The sequence below is a fragment of the Streptococcus sp. 2100 genome, from assembly GCF_013276335.1.
Taxonomy (GTDB): Bacteria; Bacillota; Bacilli; order Lactobacillales; family Streptococcaceae; genus Streptococcus; species Streptococcus pseudopneumoniae.
Genome location: NZ_VMKV01000066.1, coordinates 1 through 18,061 on the forward strand (window position 1 = coordinate 1; position 18,061 = coordinate 18,061).

Genomic DNA, 18,061 nt, shown 5'->3' on the forward strand with positions numbered 1-18,061 from the left:
TGTTATGACGCGCTTACGAGGCAAGTGACGAGTCAAGAGCAATGAGGCTTGAACAAAGTGAAAGCCAGCGTCTTTAGGCGCTGGCTGGTAATTTGGGCTTATAGCCCTGGGACAAACCACCCGTTTGACGGGTGGTTATGATTCTAAACGACCATCTTGACGATAGGCGATATCTGGTTGCCAAGTCCATTTAGCACCAAATTTTTCAAGTAAGTCAAAGCTGGCTTGAGGTCCCATGCTTCCAGCTTTATAGTCATGAAGTGGGGCACCATTTTCAGCCCAGAGCTCTTCGATACGGTCAATCAATTTCCATGACGCACCAACTTCATCCCAGTGGCTAAAGTTAGTTGAGTTGTTATTTAGGACATCATAAATCAATTTCTCGTATGGTTCTGGAGAAGCACCAGTTGCTGTTGCATCTGTACGGTAATCAAGTGAGTTAGGAGCCAAGTTGAATTCTTCTCCTACTTGCTTCCCATTTAGACTGAGAGAGAAGCCTTCTGTTGGTTGGATATAGATGGTCAAAATGTTTGGAGCAAGTGGTTCTCCAAAGATAGAGTCCATTTGTTTAAAGACGATGTTGACATGAGTTCCTTTTTCAGTTAGTCGTTTACCTGTACGGAAAAAGAAAGGAACACCACGGAATCGATCGCTGTCTACAAAGAAAGCACCAGATGCAAAGGTTTCAGTTGTGGATTCTGGATTCACATTTGGCTCGCTACGATAAGAGATATATTTCATGCCATCAATCTTACCTGAACGGTATTGACCACGGATAAAGTGTTCTTTAAGCTCTTCATCCGTTGGATGATAGAGGTTTTTAAAGACCTTAATCTTTTCGGCACGAATCTCGTCTTTTGTGAAGCTGGCTGGCTTGTCCATAGCAAGGAGAGAAAGAAGTTGTAGTGTATGGTTTTGTACCATGTCACGGAGGGCACCAGATTGGTCATAGTAGCCACCACGTTCTTCTACACCCAAGCGCTCCGCAAAGGTAATTTGAACATTATCGATAAAGTCCTTGTTCCAAACGTTTTCAAAAATCAAGTTTGCAAAGCGAACTGCAAAGATACTTTGAATCATTTCCTTCCCAAGATAATGGTCGATACGGAAAATTTGTTCTTCGTCAAATGTTGCTAGGAGCTCGTCATTCAACTTGCTTGCGCTTGCGTAATCTGTACCAAATGGTTTTTCAACGATTAAACGTTCAAAACCTTTACCGTCAACAATGTTTTCAGACTTGAGGTGTTTGGCAATAGTTCCAAAGAACTGAGGCGCCATAGACAAGAAGAAGAGCTTGTTGTGTTCAGCTTGGTACTTGTCATTTAGCTCAGTCTGCAATTGACGCAAAGCAATGTAGTGCTCCGTATCATTGACATCATGACTTTGATAGTAGAAGTGGCTAGCGAACTCTTGAGCCTGTTCGGTACTATCTGCCAAATCAAGGATCGATTCGACTACAACAGATTCAAAATATTCCTTGCTCCAAGGACGACGGGCAGTTCCAATGACGGCAAAATGTTTGGAAAGATTGCCGGATTTATATAGTCTAAATAGGGAAGGGTAGAGCTTGCGTTTAGCCAGGTCTCCACTCGCACCGAAAATTGTAACAATAACCTTAGATGACATCTAGCTACCTAATTTCTATTTTTATTCCTAGTCTTGCTAGGTATGAGGAAACCTCATTTCATAAACTTAATTCTAACATAATTTTCCGAAAAATCAAAAAATCCAATACGAGGTAGAAAAAAACTGCAAGGAAATCCTTACAGTTTGCGTTTAGACGTTTAAGACCTTGTCCAAGAAATCTTTCAGACGTGGGTGTTGTGGGGTATCAAAGATTTGATCAGGTGTTCCGTCTTCTAGGAATTCACCGTCCGCAGTAAAGATAACTCGGTTGGCAACCTGACGAGCGAATCCCATCTCATGGGTTACGATAATCATGGTCATACCTTGCTCAGCCAATTCCTTCATAACGTTTAGTACGTCTCCGACCATTTCAGGGTCAAGGGCAGAAGTTGGTTCATCAAAGAGCATGATGTCTGGATTCATTGCTAGACCACGAGCGATGGCCACACGTTGTTTTTGACCACCTGATAGGCTATCTGGACAGGCCTTAGCCTTATCTGCTAGACCAACCTTTTCAAGCAACTCCATTCCCAATTTTTCAGCTTCTTCCTTGGTCATCAACTTGTGCTCAATAGGAGCAAAGGTGATGTTGTCCAAAACAGACATGTGTGGGAAGAGATTGAAGTGTTGGAACACCATTCCGATATTTTCACGGACGTGGTCAACGTTGGTTGTTTTTTCAGTTAAGTCATAACCGTTCACAGTGATGTGACCGCTAGTAACTTCTTCCAAAAGATTTAGGCTACGAAGGAAAGTTGACTTACCAGAACCCGAAGGACCGATGATACAAACAACATCTCCTTCATAGAACTTGGTCGTAATTCCTTTTAAAACTTCATTTTTTCCGTAGCTTTTGTGTAAATCATTTACATCAATTTTTAATTTTGCCATTAACGAATCCTCTTTTCTAAGCGTTTCGCTAGTTTAGTCAAAAGCGTGATAATTACAAGATAGAAGATAGCAAGGATTGCATACATCTTGAAACTTTGGTAGTTACGGGCAATGATAATCTTACCAGTTTGGAAGAGTTCAACCAAACCGATAGCAGATACGATAGTTGTATCTTTAAGAGCGATAACGAATTGGTTAACAAAGTTTGGCAACATCAATTTAGTTGCTTGTGGCAAGATAATCTTACGCATGGTTTTTCCATAAGAGATCCCCAAGCTTCGGCTGGCTTCCATTTGACCAACCGGAACGGCCTGAATACCACCACGAACGATCTCAGCGATATAGGCGGCTGCATTGAGTGAGAGGGCAATGGTACCAGCTACAAAGTCGTTAATTGGACTTTGTAGACCTGTGATAGACTCGATGAAGTTTGGAATTCCCCAGAAGATGAAGGCTGCAAGAATCATCAAAGGAATACCACGGATAACGTCAACGAAAATCTCAGAGATCACACGAAGAGATTTGTATGGGCTGACACTAAACATACCAAAGATAATCCCGATAACAATGGCAATAGCAAATGAGATAAGAGCTAGAGCAAGAGTGATACCAAGCCCGCTAAGGAGTTGTTTGTAGTTGTTTTGAAGCAAGCCCCAGATAGTTGTCTCATCAACAGTGCTTGTTGAAGCAGTTGAAGATTCGCTAGCTAGGTATTTATCAAGAATCTTTTGGAATTCTCCGTTTGCTTTAAGGTTTGCAAGTCCGTTGTTGAACATCTCAATCAATTCTGGATTTGCTCCTTTTTTAACAGCAAAGGCTGTTTCACCGATTGGAGTTCCAGCGATTGGTGTTTTCAATTTTTGCCCTTGGCTGATAGAATATTTGAGAACAGGCTCATCATCCATAACGGCATCAATGGCACCAGTGTTTAAACTGTCATACATTGACGAACCATCAGCGAAGGTTTTGATTTTGTAGCCGTATTTGCTTTGATTTTCTGTTAGGAAGGTTTGAGAAGCAGTTCCGTTTTTAACACCAACTGTCTTTCCTTTTAGATCTTCATAAGAAGCAATATTGCTTGATTCTTTGACACCAAGAATGGTATTGGCAGTGTAGTATGATTCTGAGAAGTCAAAAGTTGCCTTACGAGCATCTGTGACAGACATACCAGCAATGATACCATCAGCTTGTCCAGCTTGAACAGCACTGATAGCGGCATCAAAACCAGGGTTGGTGATTTCAATTTCAAAACCTTGATCTTTAGCGATTGCCTTAATCAATTCCATATCAATACCAGTGTATTGGTTGCTTGAATTTTGGAAAACAAAAGGTGCAAAAGAAGAATCGCTGGCAATGATGTATTTAGCTTTAACAGGAATGGCTTTGAAGCCTGCAAGAGTAGTTGTAGTTGGCACTGCTGAAGATGATGAAGCAGTCCATTTCTTGATGATTTTATCAAGACTACCATCTTTTTTCATTTCAGCTAAGGCTTGGTTAAATTCAGTAACCAGGTGTTCGTATTTGCTTCCTTTTTTAACACCGAAAGCAAAACTTCCTACAGCTTCCCCATCCATTTCAATATGAAGGTCTTGACCTTGGTTAATGGCATACTCGATAACAGGTTTGTCATCCATCATGGCATCGATGGCACCAGCAGTCAAGCTGTTGTTCATCAAATCACCAGTGTCAAATGTTTTAATAGTAAAACCGTATTTATCCTTGATACTTTCAAGGAAACGTTGAGCGGCTGTTCCGTTTTTAACACCAACAGTTTTTCCTTTTAATTGGTCATATTTACTAATCTTGTGTGACTTAGTAGTTGCAATGACAACTTTTGTATCATAGTAAGTATCAGACATGGTGAAAACTTTTTCACGTTCTTTTGTCTTTGTCATCCCTGCCATGATAGCGTCAGCTTGACCAGCTTGAACCGCATTGACCGCTGCGTCAAATCCAGGATAGGACATCTGAATGTTCCATCCTTTAATCTCAGCGACTTTGTTAATAATGTCAACATCAATTCCTTTATAAGTTTGATCTGAATCTTTAAACTCAAAAGGCGCATAGGCAGTATCAGACACAATCTTAATCGTCTCAGCTTTTGCAATACCTAATGAGAAAATTGGGAATAAAATTAGCAAAAATGCTAGAAATTTTTTCTTCATTTTTAGTCTCCTTTTCCGAATATTTTCCCATTATATCAGAAAAAGTAAAAAAAGGCAAATTTTTATATTCCTGTGTCAGAAAATGTAACATTGTTTTTTCTTTTCTTTCTTTCTTGAATTGCTATTAAAAAGTGCTATAATAATAGTATATATAGAAGAAAAGAGGATAGGGATATGAAGAACAAAAGAATATTTAAAGACTTCCAAGCTTCAAAAATGAGTTTAAACATTTACACAAGCCCCTTGTTAGCCTTTGCTTTTGTCTTCATAGGAGAGTTTGTGGCTTATACTCTGTATGGTATTAGTTTGTTAGCTCTCATCGGACTTGCTAGAAATTTTGGAGAGGTTGGTCAAAATCTTGCAACCTATTTGCAGACCTTGCATCAGAGCTTGACGGATAAAACAGGTGACTTTCATTTAATTTTAGATTTACTGGCCTTTGGTTTCATTCTCAATACTGTGTTTAGATGGACTAGAAAAGTTGAGAAAAGACCTATTCGAACTTTGGGATTTTATAGAGAGAATTTCCTCAGCAATCTCCTTAAAGGATTTGGTCTAGGTTTGGCACTTTTTCTTCTTACTTTGTTAGGTTTAGTAGCCTTGGGGCAATATCGTTTTGAGTCTATTCATTTGAATCCTTATTCGCTTACCTTTGTTGTCTTTACTATCCCATTTTGGATTTTACAGGGGACAGCAGAAGAAGTGGTGGCCCGTGCTTGGCTCCTTCCTCAATTGGCCTCAAGAACCAATCTAAAACTTGCTGTTGTCATATCTAGCATATTTTTTACCCTGCTTCATGTGGGAAATTCTGGTCTCACCCCTCTATCTTTAGTGAATCTCTTTTTATTCGGAGTTGCCATGTCCCTATATCTTCTTAAAACAGATACTATATGGGGTATAGGTGGTATTCATGGAGCCTGGAATTTCGCACAGGGAAACCTCTTTGGAGTATTAGTTAGTGGTCAGTCTTCAGGAACCTCAATCATGAAATTTACTCCACAAGGCAATCAAGACTGGCTATCTGGTGGGTCTTTTGGTATTGAGGGTTCCATCGTGTCCAGTATTATTTTGTTTCTGCTGATTCTTTATCTCGCTTATCAATTAAAGAAAGAAAATGAAAGGATGTGACTTCGGTCCGTCCTTTTCTTCGTGAAAATGCTACAAGTATGCTAAAATAGGAATAGCACATGGAGAGAGGATTCTTATGATTAACCGCATTACAGATAATCAATTTAAACTAGTATCAAAATATCAACCATCAGGAGATCAACCACAAGCTATCGAACAGTTGGTTGATAACATTGAGGGTGGAGAAAAAGCTCAGATTCTGATGGGGGCGACCGGAACAGGGAAGACCTATACCATGAGTCAGGTCATTTCCAAAGTCAATAAACCAACTCTGGTTATTGCCCACAATAAAACTCTAGCAGGCCAGCTCTATGGGGAGTTTAAGGAATTTTTCCCTGAAAATGCAGTTGAGTACTTTGTGTCTTACTATGATTATTACCAACCTGAGGCCTATGTCCCTTCTAGTGATACCTACATTGAGAAGGATAGTTCTGTCAATGACGAGATTGACAAGCTCCGCCACTCAGCGACTTCAGCCCTTTTGGAGCGTAATGATGTTATTGTCGTGGCCTCGGTCTCTTGTATCTATGGTCTGGGTTCGCCCAAGGAATACGCTGACAGTGTCGTTAGTCTCCGTCCTGGTCTAGAGATTTCTCGTGATAAACTCTTGAATGACTTAGTTGACATCCAGTTTGAGCGAAACGATATTGATTTCCAACGGGGAAGATTTCGTGTGCGTGGGGATGTGGTAGAGATTTTCCCAGCCTCTCGTGATGAGCACGCTTTTCGAGTAGAATTTTTTGGAGACGAAATTGACCGTATTCGTGAGGTTGAGGCTCTGACAGGACAGGTCTTAGGAGAAGTGGATCATTTGGCGATTTTTCCAGCGACACACTTTGTGACCAATGACGACCACATGGAAGTTGCCATTGCTAAAATTCAGGGCGAATTAGAAGAGCAACTAGCTGTCTTTGAAAAGGAAGGCAAACTACTTGAAGCCCAACGTTTGAAACAGCGGACAGAGTATGATATCGAAATGTTGCGTGAGATGGGCTATACCAACGGGGTTGAGAACTATTCACGTCACATGGATGGACGGAGTGAGGGTGAGCCTCCTTATACCCTTCTCGATTTCTTCCCAGATGATTTCTTGATCATGATTGATGAGAGCCACATGACCATGGGACAAATCAAGGGCATGTACAATGGAGACCGTTCGCGTAAAGAAATGCTAGTAAATTATGGTTTTCGTTTGCCGTCTGCTCTGGATAATCGTCCTCTCCGTCGTGAAGAGTTTGAAAGCCATGTCCATCAGATTGTTTACGTTTCAGCGACACCGGGCGACTATGAAAATGAACAGACCGAGACAGTAATTGAGCAAATCATTCGTCCAACGGGACTCTTGGATCCTGAGGTGGAAGTCCGTCCGACTATGGGACAGATTGATGACCTTTTGGGTGAAATCAATGCCCGTGTTGAAAAGAACGAACGAACCTTTATCACAACTTTGACTAAGAAAATGGCAGAAGACTTGACTGACTACTTCAAGGAAATGGGCATCAAGGTCAAGTACATGCACTCGGATATCAAGACTTTGGAACGGACGGAGATCATCCGTGACCTGCGCTTGGGTGTCTTTGACGTCTTGGTTGGAATCAACCTCCTACGTGAAGGGATTGATGTTCCTGAAGTGAGTCTCGTAGCTATTCTCGATGCTGACAAGGAAGGTTTCCTTCGTAACGAACGTGGACTCATCCAGACCATTGGTCGTGCTGCCCGTAACAGTGAAGGGCATGTCATCATGTATGCGGACACGGTTACCCAGTCTATGCAACGTGCTATCGATGAAACTGCCCGTCGTCGCAAAATCCAGATGGCTTATAATGAAGAACACGGTATTGTGCCTCAGACAATCAAGAAAGAAATCCGTGACCTGATTGCTGTGACCAAGGCAGTTGCTAAGGAAGAGGACAAGGAAGTCGACATCAATAGCCTCAACAAACAAGAGTGCAAAGAACTAGTCAAAAAGCTTGAGAAACAAATGCAAGAAGCAGTTGAAGTGCTTGACTTTGAACTAGCAGCTCAGATTCGTGATATGATGCTGGAAGTCAAGGCCTTGGATTAGGGGAATAGTATGATTTATTTAAGAAAGTTAAAGAAAGAAGATTTGATGTCTTTATGGGAAATGGCTTATTCACAGCTTAATCCAGTTTGGAAACAGTATGATGCTCCCTATTATGATGATTATCAGTATTTTTCAAATTTTAAAGAATTCGAACTACAAAAATCAGAATCCATTTTAAGCCACTCAAATCGCCTTGGTATTTTTGTTGATGATAAACTAGTTGGGACTGTTTCGCGTTATTGGGTATGTAAAGAAACAAGATGGATGGAATTGGGAATTGGTATTTATGATAAAAAATTCTGGAACACTGGTATTGGGAAAGTTGCTATGTTGCAGTGGATAGATAGGACGTTTCAGGATTACTTGGAGTTGGAGCATCTGGGTTTGACAACTTGGTCAGGAAATCTTGGTATGATGAAACTTGCTGAAAAATTAAGAATGAAAAAAGAAGCTCATATTCCAAAAGTTCGTTATTATCAAGGTAAATATTTTGATAGTATTAAATATGGTATTTTGAGAGAAGACTGGGAGAAAATAAATGACGGTTATTATCAAATCAATGGAAACTCCTGAAGAGATAGAAGGTAAATCCCTCGTTCACTGGCAAACGTGGAGAGAGGCTTATGATGACCTTTTGCCTGCAGAATTTCAGGAGACAATGACATTAGAAAGATGTCGATTCTTTAGTCAAAAGTATCCAGAAAATACATTGATTGCGATAGGTGATCTGAAGGTAGTTGGTTTTATCAGTTATGGTAACTTTCGTGATGAGACTATTCAAGCTGGTGAAATTACTGCTTTATATGTTTTAAAAGACTATTACGGAAAAGGCATAGCACAAAAGTTAATGAAAACAGCTTTGACTGCTCTGAATCATTTTTCTGAAATTTTCTTATGGGTATTGAAAGATAACAAGCGAGCCATTGCTTTCTATCAAAAAATGGGTTTTACTTTTGATGGACAAGAAAAAATACTTGAACTTGGAAAGCCTATAAAGGAAAAACGGATGGTACTCTATTCTAAATAATTTTAAAAAGTAGAAGCTAATGGCACTGGTACCAAGTCTAAAAATTTAATAAATTAGAAAGTGAGTAAATTTATGTCCCGTTCCCAATTAACGATTTTAACAAATATTTGTCTGATTGAAGACCTAGAAAACCAGCGCGTGGTGATGCAGTACCGCGCTCCTGAAAACAATCGCTGGTCTGGTTATGCCTTTCCAGGAGGTCATGTAGAAAATGGCGAGTCTTTTGCAGAGTCAGTCATTCGTGAAATCTATGAAGAAACAGGATTGACTATCCAAAATCCTCAACTTGTCGGTATTAAAAATTGGCCACTGGATACAGGTGGGCGCTACATTGTCATTTGTTATAAGGCGACTGAGTTCTCTGGTACCCTTCAATCCTCAGAAGAGGGCGAAGTTTCTTGGGTGCAAAAAGACCAGATTCCAAACTTAGATCTGGCCTATGATATGCTACCCTTGATGGAGATGATGGAAGATCCTGACAAGTCAGAGTTTTTCTACCCTCGCCGTACAGAAGACGATTGGGAAAAGAAAATTTTCTAATCCTTTACCAAATAACCGAGCTGATCCAAGGCCTCCTCGATATAGTGGAGGTCTTGTTGTGTTTCGGCTTCGACTAGGTGGTAATGGATACCATCTGTCAATTCAGATAGGGGTCTAAAGTCAGAATGCTCGACTTGTTCTAGAAAATGTTGCACATCTCTACGACAAGACAGTTTCAGCAAGGTTTCAATTTCTCCATAGACGGGATGGTCAATCAAGGTATTTTGAACACGCCCACCATTATCAACGATAGCAAGGAGTTCTTGACCGATTTCTTCAACTTCATGTTTCACTTTGAAAAGTTTGTGAACATAAGGATTGGTTTCAATTTGCTTATAGATGTAGCCACGATTGGTGGATAGGATAGGAGCGCCATCGGCTCTCAAAATTGCAATGTCCTGCACAATGACCTGACGTGTGACATGAAAATGTTCCGCCAAACTTTGGCCATTAAGGGCTTTAGGAGCTTCTTTCAAGAGTTGGAGCAGGGCTTGTTTGCGATCTTTTGTCATAGTTCTTCCTTTTAATGGCGTTTTCGAAGCACTTTATAGACAGCCAGTGCTAATGTATAGTCTACCATACTATGGATAATTGTGCCAAAGCCAACTAGCACAAATAGAACATAAAACATATTTTCTACATTGGTACCAGAAGTTGCGTAAAAAAGGACACAGGCTAATACTTCAGCAAGGGCATGAACAACAGCCAAAACAAAGTTGAAAATCCAGGAAGCTTTTGGTTTATCTAGGGTATCGGGGAATTTTTGTAGGTAAAGAGCTCCCAAAGTCCCAAAAAAGATATGGGAAAAAGCTCTAAATACGATAACCATAGGATAGCCAGCCATCAAAAATCCAAAACTAGAGGCTAGGATGACAAAAACTGCCATCAAGGGCGACAAGAACATGGCAATAAAAATAGCGATATGGCTCCCCAGAGTGTAAGAAGCAGGTGGAATGACAATCTTGAAAGGCATAACAATTGGAATCAAAATTGCAATAGCCGTTAAAAGGGCAGTCATTGTCATAAATTGTGTCTTTTTCCGTGTATTCATAAGAATCTCCTTTTTATTGTATATACACTAGTATAGTACAATAAAATAGACAATAAAGCAAGGATTTACTTGGGTTTATAGATCATTTTTTAGTTAAAAGTTAGTAAAGATTTCACTGAAAAGAAACTGTATAGAGCAAAATCTCCACCTTCAAGTTTGAAAGTGGAGATTGTGTTTATTTCTTTAAGGTTTGTAGTCTTGGAACAATAGCTAGGGTTAGAACTGCAGAAATAACTAATTCGGCGATTGAATTTGTTGAGATAACAGTTGCTAGGAGTTTTTGGATATTACCATCAAAGACATTTCCAAAAAGGTAGAAAATTCCACCAAGTACAAAGACTGTGTTGGTAAGTGAACCCAGGGCACCAGCTAAAATCAGACCAGTCTTGTTTTTCATTAGTTTATAGACTAGATACGGAGTTAAACCAATCAAAATACGTGGGACGATAGCTATGATAGCTGAGTAGATGTTTCCGTTTGGTACAAAAGGTGAGAAGAGGTAGCTTGTTGGTAGAATTGTAATCGTATTAACTGTCAAGCTAAGTAGTCCCATTAAAAATCCAAGTGTAACCCCAACTCGTGGACCGTAAATAATGCTGGCAATAATGACAGGAATATGAACGATAGTCGGTTTGATTGGGAATGGAAAAAGGTTAAAGATAAGCGAGCTCAGAAAGTGTATCACGAGCATGGTTGCAAAAAAGATAGCAATGGGTGCAATATTAGAGCGTTTTTTCATCGAGAGTTTCCTTTATTCTTTCTAAAATAATTGTGAGGTCGGCTAAAGCTCCTCGTCCGTGGTCTCCACAAGCTAGTAGGGATTCCTTAGGAGCAATCAGCTGATAGCCGTAGGTTTCTAATGTTTTTAGATTAGCCTGAGTTGCTGGATGGTCATACATTTTTGTATTCATAGCAGGAGCTATTAGTTTAGGAATATGACTGGGCAAGGCTAAAGCTGTACTGGTAACCATGTTGTCCGCAAAGCCAAGGGCTAGTTTTGCGATAGTGTTAGCAGTTGCAGGGGCCACGATGAATAGATCAGTTTCTTTTCCAAGTTCGATATGATTAACCTGTTCAGGATAGGGTTCCTTCATGACATCCAGGTGGACAGGATTCTGTGATAAGACCTGTAGAGTCAAAGGTTGGATAAACTCTGTAGCAGCCTGGGTCATTAGAACAGTGACTTGATGGCCTTGTTTTTTAAGCGAACTAACTAAATCTGCCGACTTGTAAGAGGCGATTGAGCCCGTTACAGCCAAGAGAATGTTTGCCATAGCTTTCCTTTCTATGAATGATAGTCTTGAATTTTTTCAAGGAGGAGTTCTGCAATTTCTTCTTTAGTGTTAACCATTTGAAGATAATCTTTCTCGACAAAGATAGCTCGGTGCTGATCTGCTGAAATTTGAGTCAGGTCATTCGCGATGATTAAATCTGCTTGATTCTTGATAAGACTTTTTCGTGCAATGTCAACCAGATGATCTTCGGTAACATCAACCAGCAGTTTGAAACCAATCAGATGAATAGTAGGATTCCATTCCTTGACTAGGGATATGATTTTGGGTGTCTTTTTAAGGAACAAAACCTGAACCTCATCAGTTGAAGAAATCTTGGCCTGATGATTCTGCTTGTTTAAAAATTCTTCTAGATTGGAGCTAGCCTGAACTTCCTCAAGCCCTGTCATATAAACAGGAGTGTAGTCAGATACGGCCATTGAGTGAATCAAGACCTGATAATCCTGAATACGTTCTTGCATTTCAAGGAGAAGGTCGTTTGTATTGTTAATTTCTTGAATGCTTAGGTTGGGATGGGCTTTTGGCTTCAAAGCTCGTTTTGTCGTCATTAAACAAACTTCATGTCCTGAAGCAAGCAAAGTCTCTGTGATGATTTTGCCCAAGCGACCTGTAGAATGGTTAGTGATAGAGCGGACGCTATCGATAGCTTCGCTGGTACCGCCCGATGTAACTAAAATTTTCATAGCACTATTGTACACAAAAATAAACGGTAAGTAAAATGAAAGTGATAAATTTTTGGTAGAAACGAATATTTACTATAGTTTCAAACTATAAAGCCATATAAAATTTAAGAAAGGGCTCTAAAAATCTTAAAAAAATGGATATTTACGAACGTTTAGAGAGTTTGAGGATGTTAAAAATCTTGTTTTGTGATATAATGAATTATCATATAAGAGGTTAGAGGAGTTTTGAATGAAAACAGATATTGAAATCGCACAGAGTATTGAGTTGAAGCCAATCGTTGATGTTGTAGAGAAACTTGGTATTTCTTACGATGATTTGGAGTTGTATGGAAAGTACAAGGCTAAGCTTAGCTTTGATAAAATTCGTGCAGTTGAGAGCAATCCAGTTGGGAAATTGATTTTGGTTACTGCCATCAATCCAACACCTGCAGGTGAAGGAAAATCAACTATTACCATTGGTCTTGCGGATGCCTTGAACAAGATTGGCAAGAAAACCATGATTGCTATTCGCGAACCATCTCTTGGTCCAGTAATGGGGATTAAGGGTGGTGCCGCTGGTGGTGGTTATGCTCAAGTTTTGCCAATGGAAGACATCAACCTTCATTTTACTGGAGATATGCATGCCATTACAACTGCCAACAACGCTCTTTCTGCTTTGATTGACAACCACTTGCACCAAGGAAATGAGCTAGGAATTGACCAACGTCGTATCCTTTGGAAACGTGTTGTGGACTTGAACGACCGTGCGCTCCGCCATGTGACTGTTGGCCTTGGTGGCCCTCTAAACGGTATTCCACGTGAGGATGGCTTTGACATTACCGTTGCTTCCGAAATCATGGCAATTCTTTGCTTAGCAACGGACATCGAGGACTTGAAACGCCGTTTGGCTAATATTGTTATCGGTTATCGCTATGACCGAACACCTGTTTCTGTAGGTGATTTGCAGTTTGAAGGTGCCTTGGCTTTGATTTTGAAGGATGCGATTAAACCGAACCTGGTTCAGACAATTTACGGTACACCTGCCTTTGTACACGGTGGTCCATTTGCCAATATCGCTCACGGATGTAACTCTGTCTTGGCAACAAGCACAGCCCTTCACTTGGCTGATTACACAGTTACTGAAGCTGGTTTTGGTGCAGACCTTGGTGCTGAGAAATTCCTTGATATCAAGACACCAAACTTGCCAACTTCTCCAGATGCAGTAGTTATTGTAGCAACTCTTCGTGCCCTTAAGATGAATGGTGGTGTGGCTAAAGACGCTCTGACTGAAGAAAATGTAGAGGCAGTTAGAGCAGGTTTTGCCAACTTGAAACGCCATGTTGAGAACATCCGTAAGTTCGGTATTCCAGCAGTCGTAGCTATCAACGAATTTGTATCTGATACAGAAGCTGAAATCGCAGCCTTGAAAGAACTTTGTGCTTCTATTGATGTGCCAGTTGAACTAGCAAGTGTCTGGGCTGATGGTGCAGAAGGTGGAGTAGCACTTGCTGAAACGGTTGTCAAGACTATCGCTGAAAACCCATCTAACTATAAACGTTTGTATGATAATGACCTTTCTGTCCAAGAAAAGATTGAAAAGATTGTTACTGAAATCTACCGTGGTAGCAAAGTGAACTTTGAGAAGAAAGCTCAAATACAAATCGCTCAAATCGTTCAAAACGGATGGGACAAATTACCAATCTGTATGGCTAAGACCCAGTATAGCTTCTCAGACAATCCAAATGCCCTTGGAGCACCTGAAAACTTTGAAATTACCATTCGTGAATTGGTACCAAAATTAGGTGCAGGCTTCATCGTTGCCCTAACTGGTGATGTCATGACCATGCCTGGACTTCCAAAACGACCAGCAGCTCTTAATATGGATGTTGAAAGTGACGGAATTGTCCTAGGCTTGTTCTAGTGGATTGAAATTGACTTTGAGAGACTGGGTAAAAACTCAATTTCAGGAGAAAATGAAGTAAATTTTCCCATAATAGAGCGCATAATATCAAGGTTTTTCAACACCGGATATTATGCGTTTTTTGAGTTTAAATATTTTTGCCCTACCTATTTCTTATTTGCTGCAAGCAGTTCATCAATAAAATTTAGTCCTCTTTCCCTTGGGAAGAGGCTTTTTATACTCAATAAAAATCAAAGAGCAAACTAGGAAACTAGCCGCAGATTGCTCAAAACACTGTTTTGAGGTTGCAGATAAGACTGACGAAGTCAGTCACATATATACGGCAAGGCGACGTTGACGTGGTTTGAAGAGATTTTCGAAGAGTATTAATACTAGGAAAAGGACAGTTAAAACCTTCTGTGTTATACTAGAGATATGTTAGATTTGAAAGAATACGGTATTGTCATGTGGCCGGAGGAGAAGATTGTTTCTTTTCGTCAGAAACTTCTCAGTTGGTATGATGAAAACAAAAGAGATTTACCGTGGCGTAGAAGTAAAAATCCTTATCATATCTGGGTTTCTGAAATTATGCTCCAGCAGACCAGGGTGGATACAGTTATCCCTTACTACGAAAGATTCCTGGACTGGTTTCCAACTGTCGAAAGTTTGGCGAATGCGCCTGAAGAGCGTTTGTTGAAGGCTTGGGAGGGACTGGGATATTATTCTCGAGTACGCAATATGCAGGCTGCAGCCCAGCAGATTATGACTGATTTTGGTGGCCAATTTCCAAATACCTATGAAGGAATTTCCAGTTTGAAAGGGATTGGCCCTTACACAGCAGGAGCTATTTCCAGTATCGCTTTTAACTTGCCTGAGCCAGCTGTAGATGGTAATGTCATGCGGGTCTTGGCGCGTCTGTTTGAAGTCAACCATGATATTGGGATTCCAAGTAATCGCAAAATTTTTCAGGCAATGATGGAAATCTTGATTGATCCGGATCGTCCGGGTGATTTTAATCAAGCTTTGATGGACTTGGGGTCTGATATTGAGTCTCCTGTAAATCCCAGACCTGAAGAAAGCCCAGTCAAGGACTTTAGTGCGGCATATCAGAATGGAACCATGGACCGTTATCCAATCAAGGCTCCCAAGAAAAAGCCAGTTCCCATTTATCTAAAAGCCTTGGTGGTCAAAAATACTCAGGGACAATTTTTACTTGAAAAAAATGAAAGTGAAAAGCTATTGGCAGGTTTTTGGCATTTCCCATTGATAGAAGTTGATAACTTTTCGCAAGAAGAGCAGTTTGACCTCTTTCATCAGGTTGCAGAAGAAAGTGTGAATTTTGGCCCCAGTCCAGAGGAGAGTTTCCAGCAGGACTATGACCTAGATGTTGCTTGGCTTGATGTTTATTTTGAGACTGTCAAGCATGTCTTTAGCCATCGCAAGTGGCATGTTCAAATTGTAGCCGGTCAGGTGACTGACTTCCATGATTTTTCAGATAGGGAAGTTCGCTGGCTTTCACCAGAAGAATTTAAGAATTACCCACTTGCCAAACCCCAACAAAAAATCTGGCAGGCTTATGCAAAAGCCAACTTAGACAGTAACAAAGACTAGCTATCGTGTCTTCTTGTTATTTTTTTGGTATAATAGTAGAGAAAAAGGTGAACATATGAAAAAAATACTAATTGTAGATGATGAGAAACCAATCTCGGATATTATCAAGTTTAATATGACCAAGGAAGGTTACGAAGTTGTAACTGCTTTTAACGGTCGTGAAGCGCTAGAGCAATTTGAAGCAGAGCAGCCAGATATTATTATTTTGGATTTGATGCTTCCGGAAATTGATGGTTTAGAAGTTGCTAAGACCATTCGTAAGACAAGTAGTGTACCTATTATCATGCTGTCGGCTAAAGACAGCGAATTTGATAAGGTTATCGGTTTGGAGCTTGGGGCGGATGACTATGTAACCAAACCCTTCTCAAATCGTGAGTTGCAGGCGCGTGTTAAAGCTCTTCTGCGTCGTTCTCAACCTATGCCAGTAGATGGGCAGGAAGCAGAAAGTAAACCTCAACCTATCCAAATTGGGGATTTAGAAATTGTTCCAGACGCCTACGTGGCTAAAAAATATGGCGAAGAACTAGACTTAACCCATCGTGAATTTGAGCTTTTGTATCATTTGGCATCGCATGCAGGTCAAGTCATTACGCGCGAACACTTGCTTGAGACTGTCTGGGGTTATGACTATTTTGGTGATGTCCGTACGGTTGATGTGACTGTCCGACGTCTGCGTGAGAAGATTGAAGATACGCCCAGCCGACCAGAGTATATCTTGACGCGCCGTGGTGTAGGGTATTACATGAGAAATAATGCTTGATTTACTGAAACAAACCATTTTTACCAGAGATTTTATCTTTATCCTGATTTTGTTAGGTTTCATCCTTGTTGTGACCCTCCTATTACTGGAGAATAGACGTGATAATATTCGATTGAAGCAAGTCAATCAAAAGGTTAAAGATTTGATTGCAGGAGATTATTCCAAGGTTCTTGATATGCAAGGTGGGTCTGAAATCACCAATATTACCAATAATTTGAATGACTTGTCGGAGGTTATTCGTCTCACTCAGGAAAATCTAGAACAAGAAAGTAAGAGGCTAAATAGTATTCTGTTTTATATGACAGATGGGGTTCTTGCGACCAATCGTCGGGGGCAGATTATCATGATTAACGATACAGCCAAGAAGCAACTGGGGCTGGTTCAGGAAGATGTTCTGAATAGAAGCATTTTGGAAGTACTCAAGATAGAAGAAGACTATGAATTGCGTGATTTGATTACCCAAAGTCCAGAATTGTTGCTAGATTCCCAAGATATCAATGGCGAATATTTGAACCTTCGAGTTCGCTTTGCCTTGATACGTCGAGAGTCTGGCTTTATTTCAGGTTTGGTGGCTGTTTTGCATGATACGACGGAGCAGGAGAAGGAAGAACGCGAACGGAGACTCTTTGTTTCCAATGTTAGCCATGAGTTACGGACTCCTTTAACCAGCGTGAAATCCTATCTTGAAGCCTTGGATGAGGGAGCTTTGTGTGAAACTGTAGCACCAGACTTTATCAAGGTTTCTCTTGATGAAACCAACCGTATGATGCGCATGGTGACGGACCTCCTTCATCTTTCACGGATTGATAATGCTACCAGTCATCTAGATGTGGAACTGATTAACTTCACTGCTTTTATTACCTTTATCCTCAATCGTTTTGACAAGATGAAAGGACAGGAAAAGGAAAAAAAATATGAGTTGGTGAGAGATTATCCCATCAATTCTATCTGGATGGAAATTGATACAGATAAGATGACACAGGTTGTCGACAATATTTTAAATAATGCTATTAAGTATTCGCCAGATGGGGGTAAAATCACTGTCAGAATGAAGACAACTGAAGACCAGATGATTTTATCCATTTCTGACCAGGGTTTAGGGATTCCTAAGCAAGATTTACCACGTATCTTTGACCGTTTCTATCGTGTGGATCGTGCTAGAAGTCGTGCACAAGGTGGTACAGGTCTAGGACTGTCTATCGCTAAAGAAATTATCAAACAACATAAGGGCTTTATTTGGGCCAAGAGTGAATACGGCAAGGGTTCAACCTTTACCATTGTGCTCCCTTATGATAAGGATGCAGTGAAAGAAGAAGTATGGGAGGACGAAGTAGAAGACTAGA

At 40.4% G+C, this 18,061-nt stretch carries 17 protein-coding genes; 9 read left to right on the forward strand and 8 right to left on the reverse strand.

Annotation, left to right across the window (positions count from 1 at the left end; all coding sequences use genetic code 11):
- Positions 1-135: 135 nt before the first annotated feature.
- From zwf to HT669_RS09050, 3 genes are all read right to left on the reverse strand, one after another.
- Complete coding sequence (zwf, locus tag HT669_RS09040; RefSeq protein WP_000096154.1) at positions 136-1,626, reverse strand: glucose-6-phosphate dehydrogenase; 1,491 nt, start codon at positions 1,624-1,626, stop codon at positions 136-138.
- 150 nt (positions 1,627-1,776) lie between these two features.
- A complete protein-coding gene (locus tag HT669_RS09045; RefSeq protein WP_001096330.1) occupies positions 1,777-2,517 on the reverse strand; it encodes an amino acid ABC transporter ATP-binding protein in 741 nt (246 codons plus the stop codon).
- Positions 2,517-4,682, reverse strand: coding sequence for an ABC transporter permease subunit (locus HT669_RS09050; protein WP_000726253.1), 2,166 nt, complete (start codon positions 4,680-4,682; stop codon positions 2,517-2,519). The genes HT669_RS09045 and HT669_RS09050 overlap by 1 nt, the downstream gene beginning before the upstream one ends.
- 174 nt (positions 4,683-4,856) lie before the next feature.
- Between HT669_RS09050 and HT669_RS09055 the strand changes: the two genes are divergently transcribed.
- From HT669_RS09055 to HT669_RS09075, 5 genes are all read left to right on the forward strand, one after another.
- Positions 4,857-5,810 carry a CPBP family intramembrane glutamic endopeptidase gene (locus HT669_RS09055; protein ID WP_101514437.1) on the forward strand — a complete coding sequence of 318 codons (954 nt, stop codon included), beginning with the start codon at positions 4,857-4,859 and terminating at the stop codon, positions 5,808-5,810.
- A gap of 76 nt (positions 5,811-5,886) precedes the next feature.
- Positions 5,887-7,875, forward strand: a complete 1,989-nt coding sequence (uvrB, locus tag HT669_RS09060; RefSeq protein ID WP_101514436.1) for an excinuclease ABC subunit UvrB — start codon at positions 5,887-5,889, stop codon at positions 7,873-7,875.
- 9 nt (positions 7,876-7,884) lie between these two features.
- Positions 7,885-8,448, forward strand: coding sequence for a GNAT family protein (locus HT669_RS09065; protein ID WP_000639828.1), 564 nt, complete (start codon positions 7,885-7,887; stop codon positions 8,446-8,448).
- Positions 8,414-8,902 carry a GNAT family N-acetyltransferase gene (locus tag HT669_RS09070; RefSeq protein WP_101514435.1) on the forward strand — a complete coding sequence of 163 codons (489 nt, stop codon included), beginning with the start codon at positions 8,414-8,416 and terminating at the stop codon, positions 8,900-8,902. The genes HT669_RS09065 and HT669_RS09070 overlap by 35 nt, the downstream gene beginning before the upstream one ends.
- A gap of 72 nt (positions 8,903-8,974) precedes the next feature.
- A complete protein-coding gene (locus HT669_RS09075) occupies positions 8,975-9,442 on the forward strand; it encodes an 8-oxo-dGTP diphosphatase (protein WP_101514434.1) in 468 nt (155 codons plus the stop codon).
- On the opposite strand, the gene HT669_RS09080 is transcribed toward HT669_RS09075, so the two are convergent.
- The 5 genes from HT669_RS09080 to coaB all read right to left on the reverse strand — a co-directional run bounded on the left by HT669_RS09080 (position 9,439) and on the right by coaB (position 12,468).
- The gene (locus HT669_RS09080) at positions 9,439-9,954 is read right to left on the reverse strand and encodes a transcription repressor NadR (protein WP_000159183.1); all 516 of its coding nucleotides are present in this window, start codon (positions 9,952-9,954) and stop codon (positions 9,439-9,441) included. The genes HT669_RS09075 and HT669_RS09080 overlap by 4 nt on opposite strands.
- Before the next feature lie 11 nt (positions 9,955-9,965).
- Entirely contained in the window at positions 9,966-10,493 is a 528-nt protein-coding gene (locus HT669_RS09085; RefSeq protein WP_101514433.1) for an ECF transporter S component, read from the reverse strand.
- Positions 10,494-10,668: 175 nt separating this feature from the next.
- On the reverse strand, positions 10,669-11,232 hold the full coding sequence (locus HT669_RS09090; RefSeq protein ID WP_000747412.1) for an ECF transporter S component: 564 nt from the start codon (positions 11,230-11,232) through the stop codon (positions 10,669-10,671).
- Positions 11,216-11,767 (reverse strand): phosphopantothenoylcysteine decarboxylase, encoded by a 552-nt coding sequence (gene coaC, locus HT669_RS09095; protein WP_050975884.1) that lies wholly within the window; start codon positions 11,765-11,767, stop codon positions 11,216-11,218. Before coaC ends, HT669_RS09090 begins: the two co-directional genes overlap by 17 nt.
- Before the next feature lie 11 nt (positions 11,768-11,778).
- Positions 11,779-12,468: a phosphopantothenate--cysteine ligase gene (coaB, locus tag HT669_RS09100; RefSeq protein WP_050975885.1), complete on the reverse strand. Its 690-nt coding sequence runs from the start codon at positions 12,466-12,468 to the stop codon at positions 11,779-11,781.
- Positions 12,469-12,697: 229 nt separating this feature from the next.
- On the opposite strand from coaB, the gene HT669_RS09105 reads away from it, so the two are divergent.
- From HT669_RS09105 to vicK, 4 genes are all read left to right on the forward strand, one after another.
- Positions 12,698-14,368, forward strand: coding sequence for a formate--tetrahydrofolate ligase (locus HT669_RS09105; RefSeq protein ID WP_172933686.1), 1,671 nt, complete (start codon positions 12,698-12,700; stop codon positions 14,366-14,368).
- Between the two features lie 414 nt (positions 14,369-14,782).
- On the forward strand, positions 14,783-15,958 hold the full coding sequence (gene mutY, locus HT669_RS09110) for an A/G-specific adenine glycosylase (protein ID WP_172922725.1): 1,176 nt from the start codon (positions 14,783-14,785) through the stop codon (positions 15,956-15,958).
- Between the two features lie 55 nt (positions 15,959-16,013).
- Positions 16,014-16,718, forward strand: coding sequence for a response regulator YycF (gene yycF, locus HT669_RS09115; RefSeq protein WP_000722069.1), 705 nt, complete (start codon positions 16,014-16,016; stop codon positions 16,716-16,718).
- Complete coding sequence (gene vicK, locus HT669_RS09120) at positions 16,711-18,060, forward strand: cell wall metabolism sensor histidine kinase VicK (RefSeq protein ID WP_000886221.1); 1,350 nt, start codon at positions 16,711-16,713, stop codon at positions 18,058-18,060. The genes yycF and vicK overlap by 8 nt, the downstream gene beginning before the upstream one ends.
- The last annotated feature ends 1 nt before the right edge of the window (position 18,061 follow it).